The organism is Shigella sp. FC1967 (assembly GCF_001743005.1).
Taxonomy (GTDB): Bacteria; Pseudomonadota; Gammaproteobacteria; order Enterobacterales; family Enterobacteriaceae; genus Proteus.
Genome location: NZ_MIIZ01001121.1, coordinates 1 through 807, shown reverse-complemented (window position 1 = coordinate 807; position 807 = coordinate 1). Strand labels below are relative to the sequence as shown.

Annotated in this window: 1 protein-coding gene; it reads left to right on the top strand. The window is 55.8% G+C overall.

Annotated features, from left to right (window positions below):
* Positions 1-807 (top strand): RHS repeat-associated core domain-containing protein (locus tag BHE89_RS19120; RefSeq protein ID WP_286146340.1); only part of this gene is annotated, 807 nt, incomplete at both ends.

The following is an 807-nucleotide window of genomic DNA, read 5'->3' as shown; positions in this document are numbered from 1 at the left end:
GCGTTTTGGGCTATGGCTATGACGCCACCGGCAACAGGACCTCGATCACGACCGATGGCCTGAGCCAGAGCTACACCATCAACTACATGAACAACTGGTTGGTGAAGGCCGGGCAAACCTCCAGAAGCTATGACGCTAATGGCAACCTGACTAAGCAGGGGACGGATACCTTCACCTATGACAGCCAGAACCGGCTGGTGGCCGCAACGGTAGCAGGAGTGACTGCAAGCTACACCTACAACCATCTGGACCAGCGTGTAACAAAGACCGCGAATGGAAGTATCCGTCTGTTCGTTTACGACCTGGCAGGAAACCTCATCGAGGAGCTGGACGCGGCCACTGGAGACGTGCTGGCGGAATATGTCTGGCTCGATGGGACACCCTTGAGCTTTGTTCAATCAGGACAGACCTACCAAGTCCACGTCGATCACCTTGGCACCCCGAAGGCACTGACCGACATCAGCGGCCAAGTGGTTTGGAAGGCGAGCTACAGCCCGTTCGGTAAGGCCAGCATCACCACCCAGGGGCCAACCTTCAACCTGCGATTCCCAGGACAGTATTACGACGCGGAGACCGGGTTCCACTACAACTGGCGTCGTTACTACGACCCGAATACCGGGCGGTACATCACCAGCGACCCTCTTGGCCTATTCGATGGAGTAAACACCTACGGGTATGTGCATGGAAACCCTATGTCCAATACCGACCCGACAGGAGAGTTTGCTTGGGGAGTTGTTTTAGGGGCAGCAAATTTCGCATGGCAGATGTATCAGAACGATGGCGATATTGACTGTGTGAACTGGGGGG